Source organism: Pseudomonas sp. PAMC 26793, assembly GCF_000313235.1.
GTDB lineage: Bacteria > Pseudomonadota > Gammaproteobacteria > Pseudomonadales > Pseudomonadaceae > Aquipseudomonas > Aquipseudomonas yamanorum.
Genome location: NZ_AMXG01000017.1, coordinates 156,848 through 183,356, shown reverse-complemented (window position 1 = coordinate 183,356; position 26,509 = coordinate 156,848). Strand labels below are relative to the sequence as shown.

General features: G+C 57.8%; 31 protein-coding genes. 21 read left to right on the top strand and 10 right to left on the bottom strand.

The genetic code is table 11. The features are described from left to right. The first annotated feature begins 165 nt into the window (after nucleotides 1-165). The 5 genes from D109_RS1000000135210 (at nucleotide 166) to D109_RS01000000131735 (ending at nucleotide 4,821) form a co-directional block, all read left to right on the top strand. Complete coding sequence (locus tag D109_RS1000000135210) at nucleotides 166-450, top strand: hypothetical protein (protein ID WP_026077806.1); 285 nt, start codon at nucleotides 166-168, stop codon at nucleotides 448-450. Continuing rightward, nucleotides 447-719 carry a DUF3077 domain-containing protein gene (locus D109_RS0106055; protein WP_017476142.1) on the top strand — a complete coding sequence of 91 codons (273 nt, stop codon included), beginning with the start codon at nucleotides 447-449 and terminating at the stop codon, nucleotides 717-719. The genes D109_RS1000000135210 and D109_RS0106055 overlap by 4 nt, the downstream gene beginning before the upstream one ends. Then, on the top strand, nucleotides 716-3,604 hold the full coding sequence (locus tag D109_RS0106050; RefSeq protein WP_017476141.1) for a DUF927 domain-containing protein: 2,889 nt from the start codon (nucleotides 716-718) through the stop codon (nucleotides 3,602-3,604). The genes D109_RS0106055 and D109_RS0106050 overlap by 4 nt, the downstream gene beginning before the upstream one ends. A 98-nt stretch (nucleotides 3,605-3,702) precedes the next feature. Continuing rightward, entirely contained in the window at nucleotides 3,703-4,545 is an 843-nt protein-coding gene (locus D109_RS0106045; protein WP_017476140.1) for a hypothetical protein, read from the top strand. Nucleotides 4,546-4,608: 63 nt separating this feature from the next. Continuing rightward, entirely contained in the window at nucleotides 4,609-4,821 is a 213-nt protein-coding gene (locus D109_RS01000000131735) for a hypothetical protein (protein WP_256219478.1), read from the top strand. A 528-nt stretch (nucleotides 4,822-5,349) separates the two neighbouring features. On the opposite strand, the gene D109_RS0106030 is transcribed toward D109_RS01000000131735, so the two are convergent. From D109_RS0106030 to D109_RS0106000, 7 genes are all read right to left on the bottom strand, one after another. Continuing rightward, nucleotides 5,350-5,643: a hypothetical protein gene (locus D109_RS0106030; protein WP_017476137.1), complete on the bottom strand. Its 294-nt coding sequence runs from the start codon at nucleotides 5,641-5,643 to the stop codon at nucleotides 5,350-5,352. A 12-nt stretch (nucleotides 5,644-5,655) separates the two neighbouring features. Next, complete coding sequence (locus D109_RS0106025; protein ID WP_017476136.1) at nucleotides 5,656-5,928, bottom strand: hypothetical protein; 273 nt, start codon at nucleotides 5,926-5,928, stop codon at nucleotides 5,656-5,658. 71 nt (nucleotides 5,929-5,999) lie between these two features. Then, nucleotides 6,000-6,269, bottom strand: a complete 270-nt coding sequence (locus D109_RS1000000133835; RefSeq protein WP_152416331.1) for a hypothetical protein — start codon at nucleotides 6,267-6,269, stop codon at nucleotides 6,000-6,002. Between the two features lie 142 nt (nucleotides 6,270-6,411). Next, a complete protein-coding gene (locus D109_RS0106015) occupies nucleotides 6,412-6,831 on the bottom strand; it encodes a hypothetical protein (RefSeq protein ID WP_017476134.1) in 420 nt (139 codons plus the stop codon). 18 nt (nucleotides 6,832-6,849) lie between these two features. Next, entirely contained in the window at nucleotides 6,850-7,386 is a 537-nt protein-coding gene (locus D109_RS0106010) for a hypothetical protein (protein WP_017476133.1), read from the bottom strand. A 162-nt stretch (nucleotides 7,387-7,548) separates the two neighbouring features. Continuing rightward, the gene (locus D109_RS1000000134720) at nucleotides 7,549-8,172 is read right to left on the bottom strand and encodes a hypothetical protein (protein WP_218187373.1); all 624 of its coding nucleotides are present in this window, start codon (nucleotides 8,170-8,172) and stop codon (nucleotides 7,549-7,551) included. Nucleotides 8,173-8,267: 95 nt separating this feature from the next. Continuing rightward, entirely contained in the window at nucleotides 8,268-8,930 is a 663-nt protein-coding gene (locus tag D109_RS0106000) for a tyrosine-type recombinase/integrase (protein ID WP_017476131.1), read from the bottom strand. An 837-nt stretch (nucleotides 8,931-9,767) separates the two neighbouring features. Here D109_RS0106000 and D109_RS0105990 point away from each other — a divergent pair. Beyond that, a complete protein-coding gene (locus D109_RS0105990) occupies nucleotides 9,768-10,862 on the top strand; it encodes a hypothetical protein (protein ID WP_017476129.1) in 1,095 nt (364 codons plus the stop codon). A 226-nt stretch (nucleotides 10,863-11,088) separates the two neighbouring features. Continuing rightward, nucleotides 11,089-11,418 carry a hypothetical protein gene (locus D109_RS0105985; RefSeq protein WP_017476128.1) on the top strand — a complete coding sequence of 110 codons (330 nt, stop codon included), beginning with the start codon at nucleotides 11,089-11,091 and terminating at the stop codon, nucleotides 11,416-11,418. Between the two features lie 8 nt (nucleotides 11,419-11,426). On the opposite strand, the gene D109_RS0105980 is transcribed toward D109_RS0105985, so the two are convergent. Continuing rightward, a complete protein-coding gene (locus D109_RS0105980) occupies nucleotides 11,427-12,062 on the bottom strand; it encodes a LysE family translocator (protein WP_017476127.1) in 636 nt (211 codons plus the stop codon). A gap of 157 nt (nucleotides 12,063-12,219) precedes the next feature. Between D109_RS0105980 and D109_RS0105975 the strand changes: the two genes are divergently transcribed. The 5 genes from D109_RS0105975 to D109_RS0105955 all read left to right on the top strand — a co-directional run bounded on the left by D109_RS0105975 (nucleotide 12,220) and on the right by D109_RS0105955 (nucleotide 15,092). Beyond that, nucleotides 12,220-12,588 (top strand): PH domain-containing protein, encoded by a 369-nt coding sequence (locus tag D109_RS0105975; RefSeq protein ID WP_003210321.1) that lies wholly within the window; start codon nucleotides 12,220-12,222, stop codon nucleotides 12,586-12,588. A gap of 36 nt (nucleotides 12,589-12,624) precedes the next feature. After that, complete coding sequence (locus tag D109_RS0105970) at nucleotides 12,625-12,945, top strand: hypothetical protein (protein ID WP_017476126.1); 321 nt, start codon at nucleotides 12,625-12,627, stop codon at nucleotides 12,943-12,945. 125 nt (nucleotides 12,946-13,070) lie between these two features. Beyond that, nucleotides 13,071-14,207: a colicin E3/pyocin S6 family cytotoxin gene (locus D109_RS0105965; RefSeq protein ID WP_017476125.1), complete on the top strand. Its 1,137-nt coding sequence runs from the start codon at nucleotides 13,071-13,073 to the stop codon at nucleotides 14,205-14,207. Then, complete coding sequence (locus D109_RS0105960) at nucleotides 14,204-14,428, top strand: hypothetical protein (RefSeq protein WP_017476124.1); 225 nt, start codon at nucleotides 14,204-14,206, stop codon at nucleotides 14,426-14,428. Before D109_RS0105965 ends, D109_RS0105960 begins: the two co-directional genes overlap by 4 nt. Nucleotides 14,429-14,468: 40 nt before the next feature. After that, on the top strand, nucleotides 14,469-15,092 hold the full coding sequence (locus D109_RS0105955) for a DUF3916 domain-containing protein (RefSeq protein ID WP_017476123.1): 624 nt from the start codon (nucleotides 14,469-14,471) through the stop codon (nucleotides 15,090-15,092). Between the two features lie 38 nt (nucleotides 15,093-15,130). On the opposite strand, the gene D109_RS0105950 is transcribed toward D109_RS0105955, so the two are convergent. Then, complete coding sequence (locus tag D109_RS0105950; protein ID WP_017476122.1) at nucleotides 15,131-16,504, bottom strand: sensor histidine kinase; 1,374 nt, start codon at nucleotides 16,502-16,504, stop codon at nucleotides 15,131-15,133. After that, a complete protein-coding gene (locus D109_RS0105945) occupies nucleotides 16,501-17,163 on the bottom strand; it encodes a response regulator (protein ID WP_017476121.1) in 663 nt (220 codons plus the stop codon). Before D109_RS0105945 ends, D109_RS0105950 begins: the two co-directional genes overlap by 4 nt. Nucleotides 17,164-17,310: 147 nt before the next feature. Here D109_RS0105945 and D109_RS0105940 point away from each other — a divergent pair, with 147 nt between their 5' ends. The 9 genes from D109_RS0105940 (at nucleotide 17,311) to phnX (ending at nucleotide 26,462) form a co-directional block, all read left to right on the top strand. Then, the gene (locus D109_RS0105940) at nucleotides 17,311-17,577 is read left to right on the top strand and encodes a PepSY domain-containing protein (protein ID WP_017476120.1); all 267 of its coding nucleotides are present in this window, start codon (nucleotides 17,311-17,313) and stop codon (nucleotides 17,575-17,577) included. Next, complete coding sequence (locus D109_RS0105935) at nucleotides 17,577-18,122, top strand: cytochrome b/b6 domain-containing protein (protein WP_017476119.1); 546 nt, start codon at nucleotides 17,577-17,579, stop codon at nucleotides 18,120-18,122. The genes D109_RS0105940 and D109_RS0105935 overlap by 1 nt, the downstream gene beginning before the upstream one ends. 23 nt (nucleotides 18,123-18,145) lie before the next feature. Continuing rightward, nucleotides 18,146-19,414 (top strand): exo-alpha-sialidase, encoded by a 1,269-nt coding sequence (locus D109_RS0105930; RefSeq protein WP_026077805.1) that lies wholly within the window; start codon nucleotides 18,146-18,148, stop codon nucleotides 19,412-19,414. Continuing rightward, nucleotides 19,414-20,013, top strand: coding sequence for a hypothetical protein (locus tag D109_RS0105925; RefSeq protein WP_017476117.1), 600 nt, complete (start codon nucleotides 19,414-19,416; stop codon nucleotides 20,011-20,013). Before D109_RS0105930 ends, D109_RS0105925 begins: the two co-directional genes overlap by 1 nt. Further along, nucleotides 20,013-22,031, top strand: coding sequence for an LTA synthase family protein (locus D109_RS0105920; RefSeq protein WP_026077804.1), 2,019 nt, complete (start codon nucleotides 20,013-20,015; stop codon nucleotides 22,029-22,031). Before D109_RS0105925 ends, D109_RS0105920 begins: the two co-directional genes overlap by 1 nt. 126 nt (nucleotides 22,032-22,157) lie before the next feature. After that, entirely contained in the window at nucleotides 22,158-23,249 is a 1,092-nt protein-coding gene (gene psrA / locus D109_RS0105915) for an iron-containing alcohol dehydrogenase PsrA (RefSeq protein ID WP_017476115.1), read from the top strand. A gap of 92 nt (nucleotides 23,250-23,341) precedes the next feature. Beyond that, nucleotides 23,342-24,637, top strand: coding sequence for an MFS transporter (locus tag D109_RS0105910; protein ID WP_017476114.1), 1,296 nt, complete (start codon nucleotides 23,342-23,344; stop codon nucleotides 24,635-24,637). A gap of 36 nt (nucleotides 24,638-24,673) precedes the next feature. After that, nucleotides 24,674-25,546 carry a LysR substrate-binding domain-containing protein gene (locus D109_RS0105905; protein ID WP_017476113.1) on the top strand — a complete coding sequence of 291 codons (873 nt, stop codon included), beginning with the start codon at nucleotides 24,674-24,676 and terminating at the stop codon, nucleotides 25,544-25,546. Between the two features lie 88 nt (nucleotides 25,547-25,634). Next, nucleotides 25,635-26,462: a phosphonoacetaldehyde hydrolase gene (phnX, locus tag D109_RS0105900; RefSeq protein WP_017476112.1), complete on the top strand. Its 828-nt coding sequence runs from the start codon at nucleotides 25,635-25,637 to the stop codon at nucleotides 26,460-26,462. Nucleotides 26,463-26,509: the final 47 nt, after the last annotated feature.

Sequence of the window (26,509 nt, the reverse complement as noted above, 5' to 3'; positions counted from 1 at the left end):
CTTCATCAGATGCACGCCCTCAATCCATCCAAAATTCGCGCCGCCGCTCATCGAGCAATGGCTCTCGCCGCTTTACACGCCAACTCCAGCCTCGCTACACGTCTCTCCCGTTACAACGCCCATATGGTCCAAGGCTCGTGCCCTCGAAGCCGCAGGGGGTGCCCAATGAGCATGCTCCCAGGCCTTGCACTACCCGAGGACCTACACTGCGTCAGCCAAGACGCCGAAGCCGGTCTGCCTATCGACGCCATCACCTGTGCGCTCGACCGTGCCGATTCAGTTCTCATGCTGTTGGAAGATCACTTAGACGGCGATAAACCCCTGCTTTCCAACCGCGTGCTGTCGTCCGTTATTTGGGACGTGCGCGGCACCTTGGGTTTGATCAAAACACTCACCATGTACGGTGATGCCTCCTCTGTGCCGATGGGCCAGAAAGGCGGTGTGCTGTGACCCACTCCAGCACGCTTGGACACTCCGCGTTTTCCCCTGCCAACGGTAACGGCCAAAACCTGTTTCGGGTGAATGCCGGTATCCCGCTAGAGGACGCACTTGAAGCCGTCTCCCAGATTCTGCATCACTCTAATCAACTGATCCTCGACGCGGCCATCAGCGATGCGGGCGAGCGCTTTAGTTGGCCTGCATTCTACCTCGGCGAGATGGCCAAGGCGCTGATCGACGACGTGAACGAGGCGTTGCTTGAGTCGAGGACCGCACCATGACTCAGCGCACCGGCAACACCTCAAAACGTCCGAGCTTTGCCGACGTAAAAAGCGCCGCTTTGAAGAATATCGACCGCGTCCTTACTCACTGGCTGCCAAACGGCAAACGTGTCGACGGCGGCAAGGAATACACAGCACCGAACCCGACGCGCACAGACAAACGCGCAGGCTCACTCAAGGTCAACTTGAGCAAAGGCACATGGGCGGATTTTGCCACCGGCGATAAGGGCGGCGACCTGATCGACCTAGTGCGCTACATCGACGGGGGCACGGACGTTGAGGCCTGTAAAAAACTGGCAGATCTGCTCAGCGTTTCCGCAGGATCTGCAACCACCAAAAGCCCACCGACGAAAAGCGCAGTGCCTGAGTGGATCGCGATTCAGCCAATCCCAGTCGAGGCCATGAACAAGTGCCCAACCAAACACCGGCAACACGGTATTCCGTCCAAGGTGTGGATCTATCGCGATACGCAGGGCCAGCCAGTCATGGCGCTGTATCGCTTCGACCTCGGCCCCGATGAAGACGGCAAGCCGCGAAAGGTCTTCGCACCGTTGACTTGGTGCAAGCGCTCCGATGGGCAAACCACACAATGGCGCTGGCAAGGATTGCCGGAACCACGGCCATTGCTGCGCCTGGATGAGCTGGCACAACGTGCCGATGCGCCTGTGGTGTTGTGTGAAGGCGAAAAGGCTGCTGACGCCGCCGCTGAACTGATGCACGAACATGTAGCCACGTGCTGGCCGAACGGCTCCAACTCTTGGCACAAGGCCGACCTGACGCCACTCAAAGGGCGCACGGTGGTGCTGTGGCCGGATAACGATGCCAGCGGCAAGACCTGCATGGACGCCGTTGAGCTTAAGTTGATTGAGCTGGGCGCCGCGTCAGTCCAACGAATTGCGCTCGACGTGTTCAAGCTGAAGCCCAGTAGCAAAGGCGGAAAACCTACGCTCATCAAGAGTGGAAAATGGGCGGACGGCGACGATGCAGCGGATGCGTTAACCAAAGGCTGGACCGCTGGCCACGTGGCCGAGCTGGTGCGCAACGGCGAGTTCTTCGGCACTGTCAGTGAACCCACTAAGCCTCAACAACCGAAGGCCAAGGCACCCACCAAACGTCCTGCCAAATCGAAAACCGACCTGTTGCCGGGCGGCTTTCGCCTGACGCCAGAAGGGGTGTTTTACTCCGGCGATGATGGCGAGGCGCGCCCCGTGTGCTCGCCTCTCGAAATCATCGCTCGCACTCGCGACGACAAGGGCCACAACTGGGGTTTGTTGGTCGAGTTCGATGACCCGGACGGCGCCAAAAAGCGCTGGAACATTCCGGCCCGAACCATGACCGGTGACTTCGGCAAGGATGTACTCGGTCCACTGGTAGACATGGGGCTGCGCCTTGCTGGAAGTCGATCAGGACGCAATGCCCGCAACGACCTGCAGAGTTACCTCGGCGGCTTCGATAGCGCCCAGCGCGCACGTTTGGTAACGCGCCTGGGCTGGCACGATAACGCCTTCCTTTTGCCAGAACAGCAAATCGGCTCGCACGCCGAACACCTGCACTTTTATGAGGCCGGTACGCAGCTACCACCGATAAGCGAAGCGGGCTCCCTTGAGCAATGGCAACAGCAAATCGGCGCACTGTGCGTTGGCAACCACCGCTTGGCGTTTGTCGTCTCTGTGGCGTTTGCAGGCCCCCTGCTGAACCTGCTGGGGCATGAGTCGGGCGGCTTCCACCTGTACGGCGACAGTTCCGGCGGCAAGACCACTCACCTGCAAGTCGCTGCCTCGGTTTATGGCGGGCCGCGCCTGGTGCGTTCGTGGCGCTCGACAGATAACGCCCTGGAGTCCATCGCCGCAGCACATTCAGACGGTCTCCTGGTGCTGGATGAAATCGGCATGTGCGACCCGCGCATTATTGGTGAAACGGTCTACATGCTCGGTAACGGCACTGGTAAGGCCCGGGCGAATGATCGAGGGCAAGCGGGCCGACAGGTGCAGGAGTGGCGCTTGCTGTTTCTATCGACAGGCGAGAAGACGTTGGCGCAACACATGGCGGACGCAAACAAGGAGCTGAAAGCGGGCATGGAGGTTCGCATGCTCGCCGTGCCTGCGGATGCCAGCAAAGGCCTCGGCATGTTCGATGTGCTGAACGGTTTTGAGGATGCTGCTGCCCTCTCCGATGCGCTCAAGGCCCGTGTAGCCAAATACTACGGCACACCCCTCACCGCCTTCCTGCACGCGCTGTGCGCGCCTGGAGAAATGCTCAGGTGGTCGGTGATCGTTCGCCGCACGGTGGAGCAGTTCATTACCCAAAACCTGCCCGCCTCGGCCAGTGGTCAGGCCCAGCGTGCCGCCCTTCGCTTTGGCCTCGCAGCAGCGGCCGGAGAGTTGGCGACCGCGTTCGGCGTCACCGGCTGGCCCGATGGCACAGCCACGACCGCCGCACGGGTGTGTTTGCACGCGTGGCTGGCCGAACGTGGCGGCGCCGGTAACTTCGAGGGTGATGCGATCTTGGCGCGGCTGCGCCAGGTCATTGAGCGATTTGGAGAAAGCCGCTTCACCCGCTGGGAATCTGCCGCCGCCAAGATCGATGAGCACGGCCCTCGCACGATTGATCGGCTGGGCTTTCGCAAGACGCTTGAGCACGGCACGGGCGACGCCTTGCACACCACCAACACCTACTACGTGCTGCCTGAAGCCTGGAGGGCCGAAATCTTCAAGGGCATGAACATCAGTGCCGTGAACAAGGAGCTGCTGCAACGAGGCGTGCTTGAGCCGGGAAGCGACGGAAAGGCGTACAGCTTGATTCGCCTGCCTGGATTAGGACCTCAACGCTGCTATGTGGTGAAGACAGTTCCTGGAACGGATGAATGCGAGGCCAAGGCCGCCTGATGGCATGCCTACTGATCGAGGTAGCTCAGGCCCAATCCCGGCCTCGCCAGCCATTCGACAACCATCCCTATTAACCGCAGTACCCAGAGACAATACAGATGAACACTATCCAAGAACTGAAAGACCGCCGCGACACACTGACCCTCGAAATGGAGAGCATTCAGCGAGACCTGGCGCACTTCGAAGAAGCGCTGGAAAGCCCAGAGGTTATCCAACAGGGCAGTCAACGAGCAGTGCAGGATGAAATCAACGATCACAAAAGGCGAATCGACTCGCGAGGTCTTGAGATCTATCACCTGAATCAAAAGATTGATCGCCTTGAGGCACTGGCGAACCGTGAGAGCTTGGCTGCGGGCTACATCAGCGGCATGGCGAACTGGAAAGCCGACGAGATGGAGCTTAACGAAAAGCGCAGCAGCATCGAGACCAGGTTGCAACAAGTCCGCCAGAGCGCTCAGGAAGACATGACAAAGGCTCGACAAGCTGAAACGGACGCAGCGACAGCCTATGCACAGGCTGTCGCGTGGGGCGATGTGGAGGGCGAGAAAGCTGCTAACGCCGAAGCTCAAAAGGCAGCAAAAAACCTCACAGCTGCGGTTGAGCATCACCGCCGCCAACAGTTGCTCATCGCGGCGCTGGAGCAGGAGCTGGTAACGATTGATCTGCATATCACCGAGGCACAAAAAGAACGCGCCAAGATCGAGAATAACGCGGCTCACCTGGCGAACACTGTGCTGGAAGAACAGTGGAACGAGGCTGCGAAAGCACTGCTGGAGACCGGCGGCAAGCTGTGGGCTGCACGCAATTTGATTAGTCGTGACCCTGTTGCACTGATGAAGCTGGATATCCCGGAACAGGGTGAGCACTTTGGAAGCTGGACTTGGCGAGAACTCGTAGATCGCTCGCGCCAGCACAGCCTTATTGACCTGTTGGCAGCCTAACCTAAACCCTCCCCGAAGCAACTTGCGAAGGCAGGTTGCTCCGGGCGTATCATCGGTCTAACCATGAATAAACCACCACAGAACAATGCTCAGATGCCTGTTTACCTAAAGGCCCGGAAGCTTCACTTGAGCGGGATAATTGCCGTCATAGCTGGCATGAAAAAGCTCAATGCAAGAGCAAACAAAAACACCAAGTTTGAGACACTCACCATTGATGCAATCAAAGCAGAGCTTGTTTCCCCTCAACGTTCGGGTTTAGATTCTGGCCTGCAGTAGAACATCACCGACTCTCCCTCTAACGCCAAGTGTTGCGCTTTTTCGGTCAACACAGCACTGGCTGTTTCGCAGTTCTCGATTGCATATACACCGTAAAAATCTGCTTGTTTCACGTCTTCACCGCATGCCTCTAGGTGTGGGAGGCAGGAATGCCCCCACAAACCGACCACTATCGCTAACGAACTCATATTTTCCCTTAGCTGATGATGTTCCTGATGATCCGTGCAAGACCAAGGCCCGAGTAGCCCTCGGTGTATCCATGAGACACATCAACCTCGTGCTGCTCCAGTGCTTTCAGGATTCGCTTCTTCACCATCTTTGAGCCTCGCGATTGCCCTGCCTCGTAAGCAAGGAAAGCCGCAAAACAGGCCAAAACGAAGTACACAGCGTAAATGCTAAACATCTTTGATCGATCCCTTCATCGCAGCGTTTTCCTGCTCGATCCTGGGCACGATTACCGTGCCCCTCTACTGCCGCTGCCCAGCATGGGCTGGGCTTGGGCGTTCCTGGGCGTTTTCCGTTGATTGGTTATCGACGACGATCAGCTGCGTCTTTGAACACAAGACGCAGCTGGCCGCACTCTTCTTCTGTAATCACTTTTGCCAGGTGCAAGCCCATAGCAAAGCCAAGTCCTTGCCCTTCAAAGTGACCGAGCTCGTAGTCGGTGCTCACTTGAACAAGCTGTACCAGATAGGTCGCGGCGAAGTAGTCGAACGGCTCGGGCAGCCGCAAGGCACGCAACTGAGTCATGGCCGGGGCCAACTGGATAGCCTCAGAAGTACTAAGTCGATCGAGCGGCAGCGGAATGGTTGTATCGGTCATAGGTTTTTCTCTTTAGTCCTCAATCAGGCTGAAACAAGCGCCCAAGATGGCCGGGCGCTGTGCGACGCCTTCAAGCCGGCGGCCATCGGGAAGGTTGACGGCGGCTCGGATCAGGCCGTCGAGCGGAATCTGGTTGGTCGGGTCGTCGAACATCACCGTCCATTCACGGTGCGGCTCGTTGTAAAACAGAGTCACAGTAATACCTGTATAGGCGGCAGAAGTTTCGACGCCGTTGGAAGTGTAAGTTAGGGTCAGGTCAGCGGCGCCGGGGCCGGGGAATTCCATGGTGCGTATCCTTCTTCGTAGTGTGTGTTATAAGCACCTGTATGGGCTTGAGGGTGTAGCGTTTTCCGTGATTACTCGTTGCCTTTGTCGCCGGCATCATCCAGCTTGGAAATCAGGTTGTCGTTATTCCGACGCCAGTCAATGAGTGCCCTATCCAACACCTCATCCGATGGCTTCAACAGCGCATGATCAATCAAATTGCTGTAACGCAGTGCTGAGATATAACCCTTCATATGCGAAGCCGCCTTTTCAGCGTCTAACGCAGTTTTAGCCTCTCCGATCTCTGCGACGGTCGCCTCTAGCAAGTACTGCACATGCTCTGGTGAATTCAGATTTTCCATAATGCTGATCCTTCGATTGGTCTGTTTGAATAGGTGGACGCCGATGCGGTGTCCTCTACGGCCTCGGCCCAGCGCATGGCTGGGCTTGGGCGTTCCTGGGCGTTTTCCGTGGATTCAGGTGTGTTTGTTGGGAATCACTAAATTAGGTCAGCACGCTACCATTTTGATTTTTTTTTGATTGAAGGCGCTCGAAGTCTCCAGCGAGCGCAGCCAGGCCTGAGTAACACCTACTAAACCTCGCCGTGCCACGAAAAATACCAATAGACTCAAGAAGGTCCGGGGCGAATGACCTGAGCAATTGGCGTTGAATATGGCTTGAGTAATCCGAGTCGAACGTGCGCTTAGCAATAACTGCTGCCTGAGCCTCACGGATGGCTGCGGCCATCACTTCGTGCGGGTGTGCCTTTTCACTCCGGTACGCCCCAGCTTTATCAGCCAAGCTACTCAAGGCTTGGCTTACCTCACATACAGACTCGTAATCTACCTTCCGCTTCTGAGAACGGTAGAGGTAAAAAGCCGCTACTCCTATGGCGAAAATGGCAAGTGGGCCAAAGCTGTTCATATCCGTTTTTCCTAGGTATCAGTACGCAGTGTCTGCGTTCCCTTCGATGACTCGTACAGGCTTACCTACCTCACGCTCAACCGCGGCTAGATGGGCCTTCTGACGATCAACAATGTGAAGTTCAACTAGCCGGATCAACTTGCGCAGTTCGTAAAGGCGGTCAAAAGGAAAGGAGATTGCATACTGCAGGTACAGCGCAAGCTCTCCTGGTCCATCCTCTTCGCGAACTGTCACCGTCTCAAACGCGTTTTCGTCATTATGGGCGACATAGGTATGGCGCAAGTCAATGATTTTGCAGTGCTGATCCAAGTAGATGGGCTCAGATTTAAATACCGAAGAAGCGTCTAGCTTTCGGCGTCCCTTCCCAGCGCCTATAAAGCATTTGGCATACGAGTTGACCGCACTTTTGAAGTGGCCTAAAAACTCGAGGATGGGGGGGTACGAGGTCCAAAGATGAGGATGGCCTAGCTCTTCTGCTTTGCTGATGTAGTAACTAGCTTCGTGTATCTGCCGCATCAGATGGATCTGACTCTTATAGCTGCTCAACGCGCTCATCGGTCTTACCCGTGGTCATTTCGCGGACGCGAAAACCGCGCCTCTCCTACGGGCTTAGCCCCGACTAGCGGGGCTTGGTGGTGCAGCGATTTTTCCTAGCCCCTCCTTGCCAAGCCATGTTTTCGGACGTTCCTTGAGTACAGCTATACCGAGTTTTCAAAGTCAGAGCCGTTCGCCAGTGACCTGAAATTGCTCACCGTCGTTGACACCAGGGAGCTTGAAGAACAGGTACAACCTTTCTTTATACTCGGTAATTTCTACGTTGGTCCGGGTAGCTTTTGCATGATTGAATCCGGTGGAAATCATATCTTCCAAGGACGAAAGATCCGGATGCCTAACGTCTGGACTTACACGATACTCGCGGACTTTCGAGTTGCCAGCAGAGTTTTCGAGCTTACAAAGAAGGTAAATATTTTCTGCACCGCGTTCATTATTTCTGATTTGACTCGAAAAATGATCAACCTTGTATTTTGCCATTTGTGAATCTCCAGTGATGAGCGATATCACCATATTGGGTGCGTTTAACGCACCTGTCAATGCCATTTTGGCTCCGTTTCTTTTGATCACCGGCCCCCAGTCTGTAATGGCGTAACTTGATCCGCATTTTTGGATTTGAACGTGTGCCTGCTCAGCTGCAACCCGGATTAGATTGGATGCAGTTTTTTTGTCCAAACCTGTCTTGGCAGCGATTCCCACCAATGTGGCATTCGACATCGCATCGATGGCCCCAAGCACTAGCAGCATGCGGCGTAGGTCGCCCTTGGCGTACGAAGTAGATTCGATCACTTGCAACCCTCAGAGGTGCATTAAATGCACGTAACCAGTCCAGCCCATGCGCCAAAACTCTGCCTTGAATTGATCGGGTGTCATTCTGGTGCCCATTAAATAATTCTCCGCACAATATCGCCAAGCCGCACCGGATCGCCCGCACACAGTTTCTTCACTGCCTCAAGGCTCTCAATCCCAAGTATTTCGCTGATGTGCCGCAAGTCGATGCCACGACGCTTGAGCTTGACCGCAAGCGTCCGACGACCTGACTGTGCGCTGGCCCCCTCGATCCCCGCGAGGCCGAACAGGCGTGTATAGAGTCGGCTGAGCTGGTTCGCGCTGTAGTACGTTTTGCCGTCGCGCCGCTGCGCGCTGATCTTTAACCCTTCGCCTGTGCGACCGGACACAAACAACGGCGACTCTGGTTCAAGACCACGAAAAGCCATCACCCTGGTTGAAACGCCATGACCGCGTGTAAGGCGTTCTGCAAGGTGCGCGTCTATGGCATTGGTCAACTTCTTGCTGGTCCAGCACAACGGCCTAGAACGATGGTTGTAGGCAATCTCCGCTCGCACCTGGGAGTCGATCAGCACAGCACCTGACTCGGTGAGGTAGTCGCTCACGCGCAAGCGGCAAATCTCCGTCACTGTCATGCCGGTGCCGAAGCAGGTAAGCAGCAGCGCAGCGTCACGACTGCCGTTCTCTGGGCTGCTCACCTTGGCGACTCTCACAGCATGCTCAAGCTGTTCATCTTCGATAACAATCGCCTTGGGCATATCTCACTCTGAATGTCGATTAACCATCAATCCTGACATAGTACGGCAACAAAAAGGCCGGAGATAGCCCCGGCCTGCTCGGTGTATCTGGTGTTCACGGAAAATGAGAGGGGGCCTATAGAGATATAGGTGTAAGCAATAAGCCAGAGTGACTTTAGATATGCAGTCGCATGCTGTGAGCCTTGACTATCAGGCTAAACCAGAACCGCGCCGGCGATCCGCTTTTGCCCGGTAGCGGCCCTTCTAAACGAAGCCCCTAGGTCGATGGCACCCGCTGCAATCATCACAAACAGCTCCTGCCAAGGCATTAATTGATGTAACACCTTTTCTCCATGTAACACGCATATCGGCATACCAACCCTGGCTGTGTAACGCCATATAAATCTATTAAAATCATATATTTATATACTTATGTAACACGCGTAACACCGGTAACACGGTTTTATTAGGGTAGCCCCCTAGCCCCTACGGTATTGCTCCTTCAGCGAAGCGAGGTGGGTCATGCTCTTGGCTCTGGTTCGATGGTAGGGACCCTGGAGAATTATTCTAGATACGGGGCAAAGAACCCGCCGGATCTCGTTAGTGGCAGGGCTCCAAAGTTAGTTGACTGGTTGACCGAGTTGACCAGGACAATCGCTCACTATCCTGAACGAAACCCATGACCGTTACAGATCCGGTAAGGATGCCCGTTTCTCTTCAAGATCCTTTCAATTTCAACGTTGAAATTTCAGTAAGCTGGTACGGCTGCCGCTACCACGATCCCGCGGGTTTCATGCCCCGTACCTTCAAGAATGCGCCAGGGGCCCCCGCCTGTTCTAGTTATCAAGGAATGAAAAAATGAGTTACAGCTCGAAAATGATCAAGCTGCTGAATATCGATAGCGCGCTGGAGTGCCTCTCCGAAGATGAGATTACTGGAGGAGTCATAGACGCCATGGTGTGCAGTCACTCCTTCAAGAGCATGGACAATATCGAGAAGCGTATACCTTTCGTGCTGGAGCTCAGCACCCGTAATAGCTCGCATTGGAAAAAACTGGTCACGCGTTCAAGCAAATGCTACTGGATCAAAGCAAAACAAGAAGGTGTAGCGGTGTTCGACGCAAACCTGGACTGCGGGTATATCAGGACGTACCGATTGAGCGGCTCTACGGTAGAGCAAAGGCCACTCAGCAAGTCGGGCTGGATTGAGCTGAAGAATGAGGAGGCTCTTTACGAGATTCTCGACTCTCCCACGAGCCGCCACATTTTTGATAGCTGGTACAAAGATAAGCAACAGGTCATGGACCTACCAACTGAGTTCGTGTCGGGGAGGCTAAGGAACACTGGGGTGGAGAAGGCATTCATTTTTGCGAAAGGAAATGGATGTGTTGTATGTGGGCAAAAAGCCTCTTGCTTCGCTGCAACGACGATAGGGAAGAACGTCGTCGCGGTAATGATCCAGCTTCCGGTTTGCTCTGAACACCTAGCTGAAGCCAAATCGCATCCATCTGCTTTCAGTTTCCTCGCATCTCTATTCAATCTTTCTTGGGATTGGCCATCCGTACAGAAGCTGGAAGCGATTCCGGATGAACTAATTCCAGTCATTCATTCTCTGGCAGCTGAAGAATTAGGCGGCGAGGTGATTCCAGCTGTAAAACGTGAGAATGGGTGGCAGCTACGGGTGTCGCTCCCGTCTGGCTGGCACTGGCTTTTGCGCATCAACTCACTTTCAGATTATGCCTACATGCTATTTGAGCCTGGTAAAAAGAAGCACTGCTATCGTGCGGATTCGGCCCCGCATCATCCGGAAGTACCATTTTTCCCTATGCACGAACACTCACGTCCGGATAAAGCGAAGGACGAAGTTTCTCCGAGCTTTCTTTACGGTCACCCGCTTCTAGATATCAAACGATTGAAATCCGCTGGACATCACTATGGCGCCTACGGAAACTAGGCATGAAAAGAAAATCGAGGGATGTATGGACTCCAATCGCTCACGATCTGTATCCCTACTTGTATCCCTGAACGTATAATTCCTCTACAAGGCACGAATTATATAGAACGCACGAGTCTCCCTCGGGCACCATCTTAAAAAAAGACCTTGAAATTCAAGGTCTTTTTTTTCGCCTGCAGGAAAGTGATGATGGGCGGGCGAACGCGAGAGAAGAGGAACCTTGACCATGGAACTGACGCTGGAAGCTGTTGCGCTTTTTGCGCTCAAGCTGGTGCATGAGACCGAAGGCGCGAGCCCGATTCTTCGGGATGACCTGGTCATGGACGGCTATGAGCGGGAAGTGTTTGGCTTGCTGGTGCGCAAGGGCGATCTCAACGCCATCCAGCAAAAAATCGAAGAGTGCCTGGCATTGGCCCTCGAATCCCTGGGCGGTGCAAACACCGTGATGGGCCGCGAGCTGCAACGGCTCGAGGTGGATGTGCGCCAAGCAACGACACTCCAAGCACTCGATGCTCCGCTCAACGCACTCAAGGATTACCTGAAAGCCATCCTGTAACGCGCGAGTTACCGCCGCCCTTCTACCGCCATGCGTACGGCCAGGCCCATCAGCACCGAGCCCATCAACCAGCGCTGCACGGTTTGCCAGACGGGTTTACGGATGAAAAATCCTGCAATCGAGCCAGCCATAACGGCGATCAGCGCGTTGACGCTCACGCTGATCATGATCTGCGTAAAGCCCAGAACCAGGGATTGCGAGAGCACACTGGCGTGGCCGTTAGGGTCGATAAACTGAGGCAGCAACGACAAATACATCACCGCCACTTTGGGATTCAGCAGGTTGGTGACAAAGCCCATCATGAACAGCTTGCGCGGGCTGTCCTTGGGTAAGTCCCGCACCTGGAACGGCGATCGGCCACCCGGTTTAACCGCTTGCCAAGCCAGGTACACCAGGTACAACGCCCCGCCGAGTCGCAGCGCGTCGTAGGCATAGGGAACCGCCATCACCAGCGCCGTGATGCCCAATGCCGCGCAGAACATATAGACGACAAACCCCAAAGCAACGCCGCCCAGGGAAATCAGCCCGGCCATTCGGCCCTGGCAGATCGACCGCGAAATAAGGTAAATCATGTTCGGGCCGGGCGTCAGCACCATGCCGAGCGAAATCAGGCCGTAGGCAAGCAGGCTGGAGAGTTCTGGCATGGTAAGGCTCCTTGACGACGTAAAATTTTGTAATGGCCGGCGGGTTGTTGGCGCCATGGTAGGGCGATAAAAGGAAGGCCGTTAGATACAGATCCGCGAGCAAAACGTCATACACCGGCATAGGCGTTTACCGCACCATTTACCCAAGGAAAGGCACATGATCGACTTCAACAACAAAGGCTTCTTCAAACTCAAACAGAACAACGAATACGCAGAACGCGTTTCGTCATTGCTGCTGGATGATGAGCAGGTCATCGATTCCTACAAGGCCATGCGCGATGGGGTGGTGTTCACCACCAAGCGCATCATCGCGGTGAACGTGCAAGGCATTACCGGCAGCAAGAAAGACTTCACCTCCCTGCCGTACAAAAACATCGTCGCGTATTCGGTGGAAACGTCCGGTACGTTTGACCTGGATTCGGAACTGGAGATTTACTTTTCGGCAGTGGGGAAAGTGAAGTTTGAGTTTACGGGGAAGACGTCGATTGTTGAGATATCGAGGGTGATTTCAAGGCATGTGCTTTGACCCGTTACGAAACCTCCGTTTTAAGGATTTCCCACTATGGGTCCGAAAACCGCAGAGCTAATTGATGTTCTTGAGGAACTTGCCATCCTGCTGGAAAGCGACGGGGACAACCACTGGAGCCGATGGATGCGTAAGGCCAAAACCTTATTGCAGGCATCCGATTACTCCGGAATCACCTATCTACGCTCCGCATACGGTGGGATGGGCTCGTTCAATGACCTCATTCTTGGCCAAAGCCGCGTAGACGGCGTCTTTTCCTGGAAGCCAGGATACAAAGAGTTGAACGAGCGATTGGACGAGTTACGTAATAAAGCCTCGCAATTGGGCGCGGAGATACAGCGCGATCAGGGAGAGTAAGCGTGCTTGGTTCAATGTAGCGATTGATAAAATGACCTTTCCTACGACCACCATCGAACAACGAGAATTTCAGGCTCTTCTCAGCTCTCATAGGCTCGCTTCCTTGCACAAGGAAGTGAGTCGTGATGACAGAGCGCGCGTATCCGATTACCGAAGAAGAGCAACTGAAGCGGCGAATTCTGACTCCGCAGCCTACGCAGATTCCGTATTCACCGTTTATTGATTTGTATGAAGCGCCCTCCCCGCCATCGCCTGAACCCACGAGGATTCCAGGCCATGTGTTCGCCAAGTCGTGCCAGTTGCCCGACGGGATCATCAGCTACAACAATCCCACCGGTTATGTGCCGCTTGAGCTGATCAAGGACTACGGCCACTTCACGCTGTTAGGCGGACGGGAGGTGGATAGCCACGGCGGTGTATCCCTCCGAAAAATCAGCGGTAGCGCCCTGCCCATGGGGCTTGGCCAGCTTGTACTGCGCACAGCGGCATTGGAGTCAGCGGCTGCGGCGGTCGGTACCGCCGCTGGGGGTTTGCTTGCAGGGCTGGTGGCGCTGGCATGGCCGTCGGAGCTTGGCGACAGTGCGCTTTATAGCGAAGAGCAGCTCCGTCACCTGCAAAAAGCTCGCTCGCGGATGCGTTTGCACATCGAGCAACAAGCCGACGGGACGCTCAAGGGGTATGGGTTTTATACCGGAAAAAATGCCGATTGGCAGATGATCGATGTGGTGCAGTTTCAGAGTCGTGACAGTCAGTTCGTGGCTGATCTTGGCGAGGGCGTTGAGCTGATTTGGACGCCGGCCATTGATCCTGGCGACACCCTTGGCATACCGGCATTGGAGGCTGCGCCACAAGCGCCGGTGATGTGGATTTATCCGCCGACGGAGGCGGCCAAACAGATTCTGGTGAACCCGATTTATCCGCCGGAGTATCGGGACTTCATTCTGGTGTTCCCGGTGGAGTCGGGGGTTCGGCCGCTGTATGTGGTTGTAAGCGTTCGACCGGGTGATCATATGTACCACCCAAAACCAAAATTTTTGCCCGCATTCCCCGATGCTGTTCGTGCACCTCCCAAAACAGGAATAAAGGGCGGGGGAGGACTCAGACCCCGTTGGAAAGAAGGAAATAGCTACATTTATGAATGGGACTTCGAACGAGGAAAAGTCGAGAAATATAACCATCGTGGAAAGCATTTGGGCGAGTTCGATCCGATAACAGGTGAACGAACCAAAGACGCAGATGACCTCAGAAGAGTAGAGCCATGAAACACTTGATATACGTTGTGCCCACAGGTAGCGACAACATCTCAGCTGAAATCCCCCTCAACGTGAAAGCTGAAGATTTGCGACCCATCATGGGCTGGCAAACAGAGAGTGACGGCGTCTACGACTATCTGCTTACAGCGAAACAGATCAAAGACATTGAAGACCTCACTTCACAAGCTTTTCCAAAAAATGCGTCGCTCTACCTCGCCTGTGACGAGTAAAACCAATCTCAACATTAGAAATAAAAGAAGGTCATAGCTCATGCGTCGTCTTGCACTGTCAGACAAAAAACTCCGCAACATCCCCAGGCGCCTGCGCGCAATCAGCCGATGGGCAGACAGTTTCGAAGACTGGTTTTTAGAAGACTTCCCGGTGAGGCGAGGATTTGAAAATTTCAAAATCCCCGTCATAGAAACCTTGGTCGAAGGCAAGCAAACAACCCCGGCGATCCAGGCACATTGCGCTCAGCAATTGATCAACGCGGCCGCTAACCTGATTCAAGCCCGGCCCGATGAAACACCTGAATGCTGGGTCGTAGCAGCCATTCTGGTGCCCGACATGTTCTCAAGCGAAGTCTGCGTCTACATCGATAAAAGCCGTTACCTCGGCTCTACCCTGCCCTTCGAATACGACTATTTTCGCCAAACCCGTATTACCTGCAGAAGCCTTGCTAATGAATGGGGTCTGATCGTCCCACCTGGGCTCCACGAGGTGGGTTTTCACTTCGTCCACGAAGATGAGGACGGAGAACAGTTTGAATCTGAGCATTGGTATTTCGGCGAGGTCAGTTCATCGGATGAAGATCCGGGCGGAGATCGCTGGAAGTACAAGACGTCCAAAGCATTCCAGGCAGAGCACCCGCATTTATTCAGCACGGCAACATAGTCTTGCGGTAACCGCCGTGCCTCCAACGACGGCCTTTTTCAAACCGCCCCGTCGCTAAAACTCAACCGCGCGCACAACCCACCCACCTCCCGGTTATACAACTCCAACCGCCCCCCAATCTTCCCCACGATCATCTGCACAATCGCCAGCCCCAACCCCGCTCCATTCGCATTCCCGCGACTATAAAACCGCTCGAACAACCGCCCGATCTCCTCTTCATCAATCCCCGGCCCTGCATCCTCCACACACAGCTGCACCACTCCCGAATCCGAACGCCGTACCACCACCCGCACTTCACTCCCCGCTGGCGAAAAGTTCAGCGCATTGGTCACCAGGTTCTGCAAGGCAATCGCCAACGCCACCGGATCCGTTTCAATCCAGCCTTCCTCATCCCCTTCCAGAACCAGTTCAACGCCCTTCTCCATCGCCAGGGGCGTCAGTTCCGCAAGCTCTTCGCGTACCAACTCCGTCAACGAAATACGCAGGCGAACGGTGTTGTTCAACTGCGGCTCGATCCGCGCCATGGTCAGCAGCTGGCTGCCAATCCGTGTCGCGCGGTCCACGCCATTGACCAGAAAGTCCAATGCCTCTCGCCGCTCTTCCTCGGTCCCGGCGCTCTGGGCGTTCTGCGCATGAATGCGCAATATCGCCAACGGCGTGCGCAACTCATGGGCCGCATCCGCAATAAACCGTCGCTCGCGCTCCAGCAAGTCGTCCACCTGCACCAGCAGGCGGTTCAGCGCGGTTTGCATCGGTTCCAGGTCCGCCGGCAACGGTTCAAGTTGCAGCGGCCGCAATGTCTCGCTATCTCGCCCGCGAATCGCCTGGGCCATGGCGCGCAGGGGTTTGAGGCCCCAGCCGATGGTCAGCCAGATCAATAGTGCCAGCAGCGGCACGCCAATCAGGATGGGCCAGAGGGTGTGGCGGATGATGCGCTGGATCACGTCCTGGCGAATGTCGTCGCGTTCGCCCACCCAGATCAGCAGGCCTTGTTGCATGTCGGCGAGCATGAACGCGCACCAGTCGTTGCCGTTTTCCATCAGGTCATGCGGCCCGAGGGTGGTGGGCGGTGTGTTGAGGATCGGGGCGTCGGTGGAGCGCACCAGCAGTTGGCCGTCGGCGCGCCATACCTGGAAGGTCAGTCGGGTTTCATAAGGGTGCGCGGCGCCGTCTTCGCCAACGCGGCTCATGGCCTGGTCGAAGGCCTGGTAGAGGCGTTCCCAGTCGGCATCGCCAGGGTCGCGCTGGCGCAGTACGCCTTGCAGTAAGCGGGCACTCTGGGCGAGTTGGGCGTCGTAGACTTCTTCGATTTCGTGGTGGCTGTCCCGCAGGACGAGCCAGCTGATCAGGCCATCACCCAGCAGGATCAGCACCAGCACCGGGATGAGGATGCGCGCGCGGACCGAGTTCATGGCTTGAGTTCCACCACGTAGCCAACGCCACGCACGGTGCGGATCAGTTCGGTGGAGAGTTTTTTGCGCAGGTTGTGGATAAGGACTTCGAGGGTGTTGCTTTCGACGCGGTCCTGCCAGCCGTACAGCGCGCGGGACAGACGTTCACGGGTGACGACTTTGCCGGGGCGCACCATCAGTTGATGAAGCAGTTGGTATTCCATCGGCGTGACCACAACATCCTCGCCTTGATAGCAGACCTGTTGGGTCGCCGGGTCCAGGCTCACGCCCGCATGCTCCAGCAGTGGCTGCGCCCGGCCCAGGCTGCGGCGCAACAGAGCGCGCACGCGGGCCTTGAATTCTTCGACATCGAAGGGTTTGACCAGGTAGTCGTCGGCGCCGGCATCCAGGCCGGCAATGCGTTCGGCGGTGCCGTCGCGGGCGGTGAGGATCAACACCGGCAGGTCGTATTGCTCGGCACGCAGGGTTTGCAGGAGGGTCAGGCCGTCGAGGCGTGGCAAGCCCAGGTCAAGCAGCAGCAAGTCGAAGCTTTCGGTGCGCAGCGCGTGCAAGGCGCTGACGCCATCCTGCAGCCAGTCCAGGGTGTAGCCTTCGGCGCCCAGGGCTACACGGATCCCTTGGCCAAGGGCGCGATCATCTTCGACAAGGAGCAGGCGCATAACTGATTCTCTCTAGGAAACGGCCGCATGATGCCGCGTAACGGCCGGGGCCATTTTGGGAAAGATGTTACGGGCCGTTGCCAACTAAGCTTTCGCTAAGGTTGGTTTAGCACAGTGAAATCTCCCACATCTGCTGAGAGCGTTTCCATGCGTAAAATTCTCTTGCTGTCGCTGATTATCGCCAGCCCCATGGCCATCGCCGGCCCGCAATGCACCACTGCCGAGCGCTCGCAATGGCAGGACCAGAAGGTTTTTCAGGAGCAACTGAAAGCCCAAGGCTACGAGATCAGCAAATTCAAGGTCACCGATGGCAACTGCTACGAGATCTACGGCTTTGACAAGGACAAGCGCAAGGTCGAGATCTACCACGATCCAGTCACCGGCAAGGCCGTGAAGACTGAGATCAAGGGCTGATGCCAGCCAACTCCCTGCGCCTCTGGGACCCGGTGGTGAGGGTGTTTCACCTCTCCATCGCCGGCGTCTTTGTGGCCAATTACTTCTTCAACGAAGCAGGCGACGACTGGCATGTATGGCTGGGTTATTACGCCATGGCATGGTTGCTGGTGCGGTTGGTGTGGGGATTTGTCGGACCGCGCAGCGCACGCTGGTCGGACTTCTGGCCAACGCCGGAACGGCTCAAGGGCCATGTACGTTCACTGCTCAACCGCCGACCACAGCATCGCCTGGGCCATTCGCCCATCGGCGCGCTGGTGATGATCCTGATGTTGCTGGCGCTGCTGACCCTCGGTGTCAGCGGCTTTTTGATGCAGGAAGTCGACGCCCTGTGGGGCGCCGATTGGCCGCTGCTGTTGCACGAAACCGCCGCCAATGTATTGGCCGGCCTGGTGGGCGTGCATGTGCTGGCGGCGGTGTTTGAAAGTATCCAGGTGCGGGACAACCTGCCTTTATCCATGCTCACCGGCCGCAGGAGGCGCCTGCCGGATGATCGTGCGCAGTAATCCTTTTCCCCGACAGGTTCTCTATGCGCCCGTTTCTAATGATCTGCAGTCTGTTAGCGGTATTTGCCGCCGCCTGGCAAAGCCATCCGCCCCACGTGCTGGCACCGTTTGCTCAAGCCCCCAAGGACAACTCGCCAGCCGCGGCCACCCCGCAATACAGCAGCCGCTTTGTCTCCTCGCAGTTCAATGACTTTGTGCACTCCTCCTCGGTCACTGCGCTGCCCGGCGGCGACCTGATGGCCGTATGGTTTGCCGGCTCCCGCGAAGGCGCCGCCGATGTGCAGGTGCGCACCGCGCGCTTTGACGCCAAAAGCGCCGAATGGGGCCCGGAGCAAGTACTCGCCACCCGGGAAAGCACCCGCGACGGCACCCAGCGGTACATCCGCAAGCTGGGCAACCCGGTGATTGCCCTGGCGCCGGACAATCGCCTGTGGATGTTCTACGTCTCGGTATCGGTAGGCGGCTGGGCCACCAGTGCGATCAACGTGATGGTCTCGGACGATCTCGGCACCCACTGGTCTGCACCTCGACAATTGGTCACTTCACCGTTTTTCAACATCAGCACGCTGGTGCGCGCCGCGCCGGTATTCCACGCCGACGGTTCCATCGGCCTGCCGGTGTACCACGAGTTCATGGGCAAATTCGCCGAGTACCTGTACTTGAGCCCCGACGGTGCGGTGGTCGACAAATTCCGGATCAGCCGCGGGAAGAATTCGCTGCAACCGACCATCGTACCCCAGGACGGCCAGCGCGCCATCGCCATGCTGCGTTACGCCGGCGAGACCTATCACAAGGTCCTCGCCAGCCGCACCGAAGACGCGGGCCAAACCTGGAGCGAGCCCTACCCACTGGAGCCGTCCAACCCCAATTCCTCGTTGGCAGCCGTCAGCACTGAAGGCGACGGCTTGCTGGTGGCCCTCAACGACCTGCAGGACGGCCGCTTCAAACTGAGCCTATACGGCACCGATGCCAAGCTCAACCAGTGGCGCACCGTGGTGGAACTGGACCAATCCCCCGACCCATTGGGCCAACCGTTCTCTCCCGAGGCCTACAAGGAAATCATCGGTGAAGGCTTCCGCGCCTCCAGCGGTGCGCTGCGCCTGCCGCTGGAGCAACGTTTCCTCAGCAGCCTGGATTACCGGGTGTGCAAGCCCCGTGGCTGCGATTTCGAATACGAGTACCCGTACTTCAGCCGCAGCCCGGACGGCATGTACCACCTGGTGTACTCGTGGAATAACACCTTTATCAAACATGTCAGCTTCAATGAAGCCTGGCTGTCGGAGCGCCTGTGATGGTTTCTGTATGGCAAGCGCATTTGAGTTTTGTGCTGTTGGGTTTTGTATTGCTGAGCCTGCTGCGCGTAACGACGCCCTGGCGGCCGTGGTTGCTGCCGGTGTTGGTGGTGGTGAGTTTTATCCCGGTCAACGAGCTGCCGCTGGCGGCGTATGTGCGCAGCTTCACCGACGACCTGGCCATCAGCACCCTGGTGTTGTTGGCGTGGGTCAGCCTGTGCCGTCTGGGCGTGGTGCAGCCGCTCCAGCGCCCGCAGAAGGTGCAGGTGTTGCTGCTGTTTGGCGCCCTGAGCCTGGTGCTGTACCCCGCGACGATGGGCCTGACCTATTTCGATCCCTACCGCTGGGGTTTCAACCCTCGGCCGATGATTGTGCTGATCGGCGTGGCGGCGCTGTTGATGCTCTGGCTACGTAATACGTTGGCGGTGTGGATGCTCGCGGCGGGCACCCTGGCGTTTGCGCTTCGGCTCAAGGCCTCGGAAAACTACTGGGACTATCTGATCGACCCACTGCTGACGGGCTACTGCCTAGTGGCCGGGTTGTGGATGCTGGCGATGGCTGCCTGGCGCCCTCTTTTAAAACTGCACAGAGGTCAATGATGGGATGGTTGTACTCGCGCCGCCTGCGCTACGGCGTGGGCGCGATCGGCTTGGTATTTGCGTTGCTGGCGGCACTGCGGCTGGTATTTGTATTGGGATTTTCCGGGGTCGATCTCAGGGAAACTGCACTGCTGGAAACCTTCGGGATAGGCCTGCGTTTCGACCTGCGCCTGGCGGTGCTGATCCTGCTGCCCCTGGCCCTGCTCGCCTGGCTGCCACGCTGGAACCTGCTGACCGTCCCCGCCCTGCGCTGGCTGGCACGGGGTTATCTGCTGCTGGCGCTGAGCATCGTCGGGCTGGTGTACATCATCGACTTCGGCCACTACGCCTACCTCGGCGTGCGCATCAATGCCACGGTGCTGCGTTATCTGGAAGACGCGCAGATTTCCCAGCAGATGGTGTGGGAAACCTACCCGGTGCTGTGGATAACCTTCAGCTGGCTTACCGCAGTCGGCCTGTGGACCTACGCCCTGGTTCGCCTTGAACGCATCACCCTGGATGACGAACGAAAACCCATCGGCAAGCTGACCATTGCATCCGTGGCCACCGTTGGCGTGATCGCGGTGTTGCTGGCACTGCTCGGCCGCGTCGCCAACCTCAATCTCGAAAACCCGGTGCCCCTGCGCTGGAGCGATGCGTTCTTTTCCGGCAACAACCAGATCGCTGCCGTAGGCCTTAATCCGGTGCTGTTTTTATACGACACCCTCAAGGTCGGCCAGTCGCAATTCGACGAGGCGCGGGTGCGCGAGCATTACCCGGAAGTTGCGCGTTATCTGGGGGTCAGCCAACCCGATCCCGAGCAATTGAGCTTCGTCCGCGAACAAGCCGTGCAACCTTATCGGCTCAAGGGCGAGCGCCCGCCGAACGTGATTTTCGTGATGCTCGAATCTCTCGGTACCAGCGCTGTGGGCGCCTATGGAAACCCGCTGAACCCCACGCCGAACCTCGACAAACTGGCGAAGGAAAGCTGGTTCTTCAAACACTTCTACGTGCCCGTCACCGGCACCGCCAAAACCGTGTGGGCGAGCATCACCGGCGTACCCGACGTCACCCGCCAGGAGACGGCAACCCGCAACCCGCTGATCACCCGGCAACACACCGTGATCAATGCGTTCGAGGATTATCAGAAGCTCTACATGATCGGCGGCAATGCCGGCTGGGCGAATATCAACGCGCTGATCCGCCAGAGCATCGACAGCGTGAAGCTCTATGACGAAAGCCATTGGCGCTCGCCACGGGTGGATGTGTGGGGCATTTCCGACCTGGACCTGTTCAAGGAAGGCGATGAACTGCTGCGCGCCATCCCCAAGGACCAGCCGTTCTTCGCCTACCTGCAAACCTCCGGCAACCACCGCCCGTTCACCATCCCCAAGACCAACGATGGCTTCAAGGTGCACGACCTGACCGTGGAGCAAGTCCAGGCCGCAGGCAGTCGCAGCGTCGAGCAATACAACGCCGTACGCCTGCTGGACTTCAACATCGGCCGCCTGATGGAAATCGCCAAGGCCGGCGGTTACTACGACAACACCATCTTCGTGTTCTTTGGCGACCACAACACCCGCATCAGCCAGATCCCACACATGGCGCCGGCATTCGAGCAGCTTGGCCTGGAAAGCAACAACGTGCCGATGATGATCCACGCGCCCGGCCTGCAACCCCGAGTGATCGAAGAAGCCGTCGGCCTGGCAGACCTGCTGCCGACCGTCGCCGGCATGGCGGGCATTGCGTTCCGCAATGGCGCGATGGGCCGCGACATCCAGCAGCCTGCGCCGGAAGGCGAGCGGGTGGTGCCGCTGGTATTGCGCGAGGGCACCTTCCCGCTGATCGGTGGCGTGACTAAAGACTTCCTGCTGCAAATGGAACACGACGGCAGCTCGCCTACCCTGCATGACCTGGCGTCGCAAACACCAAGAGAAGATGTAGCCCAGGAATACCCGGAAGAGTTTCAGCGCTTGCAGGGACTGACTCGGGGGCTGCATGAGAGTGCGCGCTTGATGTTGTTCCGGAACGTTCGCTGAAAGCACTTGGCGGCTGGGCTTTACTATCGGCCCAGCCAATCCATCCCCCCAATCTATCGATTTGAGGTCCACTTCACCCTCCCCGACTATGGCGGCACTTCCAATAACAAAAACCAGGAACCCGCCATGACTGCCCGCTTCCACAACCCGGTAGACACCCGCTTCGGCTGGGGCTGCCTGCAAGCACTCGCCACCCTCACCGAAGGCCAGAGCGTCGCCCTTGTCACCTTCCCCGAAGCCCGCGAGCTCGGTCTGGTCGACCGCATCCAGGCCCTGCTGGGTGACCGCCTGGTGTACGTGATCGAAGACGTGCAGCCCAACCCCGACGTGGCCCAACTGCGCGACACCTACGAGCGCTTCTGGCAGCAGGCCGGTGACTGCCAGGTGGTGGTCGCCGTCGGCGGGGGCAGTGCCATTGATACCGCCAAAGCGTTGATCGTCGGCACCGAGTCGGGGGACTTCGACGAGCTGCTGGCGTTGCTGTCCACTGGAAAACCTTTCGTACCGGCGCGTCACAAGCAATTGATTGCCGCACCGACCACCGCCGGCACCGGCAGCGAAGTCACGCCATGGGCGACCATCTGGGATTCCGCCAGCCTCAAGAAGTATTCGCTGCACCTGGACTGTACCTGGCCAAAAGTGGCGATCATTGACCCGCAGTTGATGTTGACGGTGCCGGCCGGAGTCACGGTGTCCACCGGGTTGGATGCCTTGTCCCATGCGCTGGAATCGATCTGGAATATCAACGCCAATCCGATCTCGGACACCTTCGCCGTCTCCGCCATCGAAGACATCCTGGAATGCCTGCCCCGCTTGCGGCGCGACCTCGGCAACCAGGAGCTGCGCTCACGGATGGCGCTGGCGGCATTGAAAGCTGGCCTGGCCTTTTCCAACACCAAGACCGCCCTCGCCCACTCCATCTCCTATGAGATGACCCTGCACCACGGCCTGCCCCACGGCATCGCCTGTTCCTTCACCTTGCCGCTGGTGCTGGGCCTGGCATGGGGGCACGACGCCGCGCGTGACCGCACCCTGCAACGCATATTCGGCACCGACCTGCTCCAGGCCCAGGCGCAATTGCGCGACTTCCTCCACAGCCTGGACGTGAAGACCGAGTTTGCCGACTACGGCGTGAATGCCAGCGAGGCCGAGGCGATGATCCGCTTCGCCCTGCAAGGCGCGCGCGGCAAGAATTTCATCGGCGCGCAAGCGGCCTAGACTCATCGTAGTTCGGTCGTTTCCTGTTGCACCTATCAAGAGTGCCCCCGGCGGCTGCGGTCGCCGGGGCGAATAACAATAAGGAAAACATCATGAATCGTGCACACGTGCTGCCTGTTCCTGCCGTCCGTACTTCATCGTTCCGCTTTACCCAGTGGCGCATGCTGTTGGCAGCGATGTTTTGTTATCTGTTTTTCTACACCGGCCGCCAGACCTTTGGTTTTGCCATCCCCGGGATCCAGGCCGAGTTCGGCCTGACCAAGGAAACCCTCGGCTGGGCCTCGGCCGCGATGCTCTGGGCCTACGCGATTGGCCAGGCCATCAACGGCAACCTCGCCGACAAGTTCGGCGGGCGCCGCATCATGACCCTCGGCGCGGTGCTGTCCTGCGGGGCCAACTGGGTCACCAGTTTCGCCAGCGGCTTTGCCGGATTGATCCTGCCGTGGGGCATCAACGGTTACTTCCAGGCCCTCGGTTGGGCGCCCGGCAGCCGGCTGATTTCCAATTGGTGGAGCGCTGGCGAACGCGGCAAGGTGTATGGCTTTTATGTGTTCGCCGCCGGATGCGCCTCGGTCCTGTTGTACGTCACCTCCATCGTGGTGCTGGAAGTGTTCCAACTGGAATGGCGCTGGATCTTCCGCCTGCCGGTGCTGCTGATGTTGGCGGGCGGCATCATTTTCTACCTGGTGGCCCGGGAACGGCCTCAGGACCTGGGCTTCGAGCCCCTGGCCGATACCGGCGTGGCCAACGCCGAAGACAAGAATCATGAAGTGGCCCACGGCGAAGTCGAAACCTCGGCGCAACGCTACAAGGCCGTGCTGAAAAATCCGCGGCTGATCATCGCTGCCATCTCCCTGGGCTTCCAGAATGCCGCCCGCTACGGCCTGATCGTCTGGGTGCCGGTGCACTTCCTGGGCGCCAACTGGAAAAGCGGTGACAGCATGATCGACCCCAAGTGGATCACCGTGGCCCTGCCGGTGGGCATGGCCATCGGCGCCCTGAGCAATGGCTGGGTCTCGGACAAGCTGTTCGGCTCCAAACGCTACCTGGCGATCATGCTCTACATGTTCCTCGGCGCCGCCACCAGCCTGTGGATGTGGAGCCTGCCGCCCCACAGCGCAATCGGCCTGGTGGCGTTGTTCCTCTGCGGGTTCTTTGTATACGGTCCGGCGTCGAGTTTCTGGGCGCTGTGCCCGGACCTGGTGGGAGCCAAGCGTGCGGGTACGGCCACGGGCGTGATGAACTTCTCATCCTATCTGTTCGCCGGCCTGGCGGAACCGCTGATCGGCAGTATGCTCGACAGTACCGGCAACACCTCACTGATCTTCATCGTCGTGACCTCGGCCTGCCTGTGCAGCGCGGCGGTGGCGTTGTTTATCCGACGTTGATGACCGGCCCGGCGGACCTCAGGAACAGGACTCTTTATGTACCAGTACCACAAGTGGCTGCGCTCGTTTCATGCGGTGGCGAAGACCGGCAGTTTCACCCTCGCGGCCGAGTACCTGAGCGTCGGCCAGCCGACCGTCAGCGAGCAGGTCAATGGGCTGGAGAAGCAGTTCTCGGTGGAGCTGTTCCACCGTCGCGGGCGGTTTATCGAGATGAGCGCGGCCGGGCACGCCCTCTATGGAATCACCCAGGGGCTGTTCGGCCAGGAGGATGAAGCCATGCAACTGTTGCAGAGTTTCAAGCAGCGCAAGACCGGGCTGCTGCGCCTGGGTGCGGTGTCGCCGCCGATCGCGATGAACCTGACCTACGAGCTGATGCAGCGCCACCCGGACATCGAACTGGAAACCTCGTTTTCCCCGGAAAAGGAAACCCTGGACCGGCTCTTCAACTTCGATATCGACGTGGCGATCCTGGCCCTTTCGGAGTTCGACCAACGCTTCGATACCCAGCTTTACCGGCGCTATCCGATCATTGCAGTGGTACGCGATGACCATCCATGGGCCCAACAGAAAGAGGTGCACGTGGAACAGATCAGCCGCGAAAAGTGGGTGATGCGCGAGAAAAGCTCCCGCACCCGGCAACTGGTGGAAGAAAGCTGCAAGCGCCAGGGCGTCGCCGTGAACTGCGTGATGCAGTTGAACAGTCGCGAAGCCATCGTGCACGCAATCACCAAAGGCATCGGCATCGGTTTTGTGTCCGCCGTGGAATACGCCGAAACCCCGGGCACCACGCCGATTACCTTCGTCGACCACCCGTTTTTCATCGACTACCACCTGTGTTGCCTGGGGATTCGGCGCAACCGACCGATGATCGCGGAGTTGTTCGAGGCCAGCCCGATCCCGGTGACCTGATCGCCTTACCCGTTTAAACCCTCACCAGGCGCTTACCTCTTCTTCGACAGAGGGACGGCCTGCTCACACCTGAAAATGGAGACTTGCCATGCACTACCAACAACCGTCCAAGCTGCAAGCCGTGGTCCTGGATTGGGCCGGCACCGTCGTCGACTTCGGCTCCTTCGCCCCCACGCAGATTTTTGTCGAGGCGTTCGGCGAGTTCGGCGTCGCCGTTTCCCTGGAGGAAGCGCGCGGCCCGATGGGCATGGGCAAGTGGGATCACATCCGCACCCTGTGCAACCAGCCGCAGATTGCCGAGCGTTATCGGGCGGTGTTTGATCGCTTGCCAACCGATGAGGATGTCACCGCACTGTATGAACGCTTCATGCCGTTGCAGATCGAGAAAATTGCGCTGCATTCGGCGGTTATTCCCGGGGCTCTTGAGGCGATCAAAAACCTGCGCGAACAGGGTTTGAAGATCGGCTCCTGCTCCGGCTACCCGGCGGTGGTGATGGCCAAGGTGGTCGAGCTGGCGCGGCAGAATGGCTACGTCGCCGACCACGTGGTGGCGACCGACGAAGTGCCCAACGGGCGTCCGCATCCGGCGCAGGCGTTGGCCAACGTGATTGCCTTGGGCATCAGCGACGTGGCCGCGTGCGTGAAGGTCGACGACACCTGGCCGGGGATTCTGGAGGGCCGCAGCGCAGGCATGTGGACGGTCGCATTGACCTGTTCGGGCAATGCACTGGGTTTGACCTACGAGCAATACAAGGCACTGCCCGCTGCTGAGCTGGCGCTGGAGCGCGCGCGTATTACACAGATGTTCGAGGGCTCTCGGCCGCATTACCTGATCGACACCATCGTCGAATTGCCGGCGGTGATCGAAGACATCAATGCGCGTTTGGCGCGTGGGGAGACACCGCAAAGCTGCTAAACGCTCACCCTGTGGCGAGGAGGCAGGCTCGCTCGCCACAGGGAGTA